This is a genomic window from Rhodopirellula europaea 6C (assembly GCF_000338295.1).
GTDB lineage: Bacteria > Planctomycetota > Planctomycetia > Pirellulales > Pirellulaceae > Rhodopirellula > Rhodopirellula europaea.
This window is the reverse complement of record NZ_ANMO01000077.1, coordinates 1-3,701: the sequence shown is the minus strand read 5'-3', so window position 1 is coordinate 3,701 and position 3,701 is coordinate 1. Positions and strand designations below refer to the sequence as shown.

Here is a 3,701-nt window from a genome sequence, read left to right as displayed (position 1 = left end):
TCATGGGGGAACGGACCTGCCAGAACAATCCGAATAAGTCACCCAGACCCGTCGCGAAGCCAGATTTTCATACGGTGCGGGAAGTGGTGCCTTGGGAAGTCGACGAGCAGAAGAAATAGTGGAACCCTGGCTGAACCAGCCGTTATCAACGAAACAAACACAATTGGAACGCAATGAGCAACGAACCCAAGTCGAAACGCGGTGGATCGTCCGAGAATCGAGGCGGAGGAAATGTTTGGTTGGTTTTGCTGGCGGTCACCGGCGCAGTTGTGCTGAGTGCGTTCCTATTCAGCGACAATCGCCGACGTCTGGCCTACCCGCATCTGAAAGAATTGTTGGCGATGTCGGCCGAACGCCAGGCGGCGATCGAGGCCCAGCAATCTGCTTCGGATGCCGAAGACGCTGCTGCGGACGGCGAATCGAGTTCTGCGCAGGCATCCGGCGGATCGGGATCCTCGGCAACACCGGGCTCCACAGCAACACTGATCAGCGGTGATCCGGCCAACGAGATTCCTGTGCCGAAGATTGTGGTTCCCAGCAGCACGAAGGAAGACGTTTGGCATGAATTCAGCCGGCTCGACAACATCTTCGTCGCGGACGATCGAATCACCGGGAAGGTCTACTTCAAGTCGTATGTGAAGAATCATCCGAGTGAGAAGGAACCCGCTGAGGAGGTCAGCTTCCTGACCATTCGTGGCTATCCCAATGATCTAATCGCTGCGGAGTTGGAAGAATTGCTCGTGCAATCGGGCGTCAAATGGGACAACGATCGCCCCAGCCGATTCCTCGAAAATCATTGGCCTGAGTTGTTGATGATTGGGGTTTTGGTCGCGCTCGGCATCGTGATGCTCAAGCGAATGGGCGGGGTTGGTTCGCCAATGTCGTTCTCGCGAAGCCGTGGAAAACTTTACAGCGAAGATGACCTGCCGACCACGTTCGAAGATGTGGCCGGCATCGAAGAAGCCGTCGATGAAGTTCGCGAAGTCGTGGACTTTTTGAAAAACAGCGACAAGTATCAAAGCTTGGGTGGCCGCATTCCCAAAGGTGTCTTGTTGGTCGGACCTCCCGGCACCGGGAAAACGTTGCTAGCCAAAGCGATCGCGGGAGAAGCCGGGGTTCCGTTCTTCAGCCTGTCAGGCAGTGACTTTGTCGAGATGTTCGTCGGCGTCGGTGCCGCTCGGGTTCGCGACATGTTCACCCAAGCGGTCAATCGGGCACCCTGCATCATCTTCATCGACGAATTGGATGCACTCGGCAAAAGTCGAAGCGGCAGCGTTGTCGGTGGACACGATGAACGCGAGCAAACATTGAACGCGTTGTTGGTTGAAATGGACGGTTTTGATTCCAATTCGGGTGTCATTGTTGTCGCGGCAACCAACCGTCCCGAAACCCTCGACCCAGCGTTGCTGCGTCCAGGCCGCTTTGACCGCCATGTCTTGGTCGATCGTCCCGATGTCGCCGGACGCGAAGAAATCCTGGCGGTGCACGTGAAGAACGTCAAACTTGACGAGACCGTTGAGCTGAAAGGCATCGCATCAATCACCAGCGGTTTCGTGGGAGCGGACTTGGCCAACTTGGTGAACGAAGCCGCTTTGCTGGCCGCTCGAAACGGCAAACCCGCTGTGGCGATGGAAGAATTCAACGAAGCCGTTGAACGTGTCACCGCTGGGTTGGAAAAGAAAAAACGGGTGATGAACGAGGACGAAAAAATTCGCGTCGCTTATCACGAGTCCGGGCACGCGCTGGTCGCGGCGGCACTGCCCAACACGGATCCAGTGCACAAGGTCAGCATCATTCCTCGAGGATTGGCGGCGCTCGGCTACATGATGCAGCGTCCCGAATCGGAGCGTTTCTTGATGACCAAGAGCGAACTGGAGAGCCAGATGAAAGTCATGTTGGCCGGTACGTTGGCGGAGGAAATGATTTTCCAAGACATTAGCACCGGGGCACAAAACGACCTGGAACGCTGTACCGAAACGGCTCGCAGCATGGTGATGGACTACGGAATGAGCCGTCTGGGGCGAATTAATCTTCGCCGCAACACACGCAGTCCATTCCTCGCTGGATCTGGTGGTGGCGAATATCAGATCATGCACAGCGATGAGATGGCGAAGATGATTGACAAAGAAGTTTCACGCATTGTCGATGACATGCTGGTGCAGACTCGCGAAATTTTGGAGCAGCGCCGTGATGTCTTGGAGGCGGTCACGCAGCGGTTGTTGGAGGTCGAAGCGATCGACAGTGAAGAGCTGATGCGGTTGATTCAAGAAAACAATCGCGGCCCGTGGTTGGTGCCTGGAACGGTCACGGAAAAACCAAAAGCCAAAATTGTGCCGCGAGAAGAAACGGAATCTCAGCAGTCAAATCGCTCGTGATTCCGTGCGATTTTCGCTCTTTCGAGGGTTGTCTTTGACCTCCGATGCAGTGAGCTCGATTGCGATTCCGGTCTTTCGAAAAAGATCGCAGATTTGTTAAAGCCCGATGCGGCAAGCGACGACATGCGTCCGCCTTGCCGTTTTTCATAAGCAGATGACACGCAATCGGGCGTTCCAAGATGCGATTCAATTGGATGGCGAAGAAAACTATCGGGCGGACCTGTGCCGGCCTTTCGGCGGTCACCGCGCTCGGTCTGTTGACCGGTTGCCAGCAAACCAACGGGACCACCGGTGCCCCGATCAGCATGCTTCAGCCCGGCCAAGCTCCGGTTCAGAACCCGACGTTGCCAACGCTCGGCCCGTTCGGTGCCTCCGCGCGTGTTCCACCTCCCGCGACGGGATCGTATGGCCAGGTCAGCGGAACTCCCGCGGCCGCTGCCAACTACGCACCTTCGGGGACTTACAACACAACACCCGGCAGCGTGATTCCAATGAGTCACAACTCCGCCGACTCGATTGGGTCTGGTATCGCGCAAGCGGGCGGAACGATGCCTGGTTCGATGACCCCCGCCGCTCAAAACGCGAGCCAACAGTGGGTGGAGACCAACGCAGTTCAACCGAACCCAATGATGCCCACGCAGTCGGATGCATCCAGTGGTGTTCGCAGCGGCGGCATGCCGGTGATCGATTTGACGGGTGCTCCACCGCCACCGGGTTATGTTCCACAGGCAGCAAACTCGTACCCGAATTCGTATCCGTCAGCGAACATGATGGGAGCGAACAACATCGCGCCGCAAATGAACGTTGGTTCGATCTCTCTGCCCGGACAATTGCCCGTCAGCCAACTGGTGCCATCGGCTCCGCCTGCCGTGCAATCGTTGCAGTGGAACACCGCGTCGGCACCGGTCCAGTCGCCTCAGGATTCATTCCAAGGCAACGCCGCGGTTCAGAGCAACGGCGGGATGAACTCGGCCACGTCAGTTCAAGCGGCCGCGAATCAGCCAAGTTTCTCCACAGCTGATCGCCCAGTTCAGTGGCGAGCACCAAACCGCTGAAGTCAACTCGACTGACAACGGTCCGCTGAATCAAACCTGCTCCGAAGCGTTTATGCCGCGTCGATTGCTTTTCGCAATGAGCGGCAGAATTCACCGGCCTCTTCCGCAGCCGTTTTGACCGGATCGGCTCCTGAACTTTTGGCCTTGGCAACTGCATCGGCGACACGCCGGACGATGGCGGAGCCAACAATCAGGCCGTCAGAAACAGGTGCGAGTTGTGCGGCCGTTTCCGGACCGCTGATTCCAAAGCCAATGCAAATTGGCAACTCGG

Annotated in this window: 3 protein-coding genes; 2 read left to right on the top strand and 1 reads right to left on the bottom strand. The window is 57.0% G+C overall.

Features of this window, described 5'->3' with window-relative positions; all coding sequences use genetic code 11:
• Nucleotides 1-173: 173 nt before the first annotated feature.
• On the top strand, nt 174-2,375 hold the full coding sequence (ftsH, locus tag RE6C_RS06440; RefSeq protein WP_008654958.1) for an ATP-dependent zinc metalloprotease FtsH: 2,202 nt from the start codon (nt 174-176) through the stop codon (nt 2,373-2,375).
• 194 nt (nt 2,376-2,569) lie between these two features.
• Entirely contained in the window at nt 2,570-3,430 is an 861-nt protein-coding gene (locus RE6C_RS06435; RefSeq protein WP_236617988.1) for a hypothetical protein, read from the top strand.
• A gap of 50 nt (nt 3,431-3,480) precedes the next feature.
• On the opposite strand, the gene RE6C_RS06430 is transcribed toward RE6C_RS06435, so the two are convergent.
• A partial coding sequence (locus tag RE6C_RS06430; RefSeq protein ID WP_039961366.1) for a tryptophan synthase subunit alpha occupies nt 3,481-3,701 on the bottom strand: 221 nt, incomplete at its 5' end.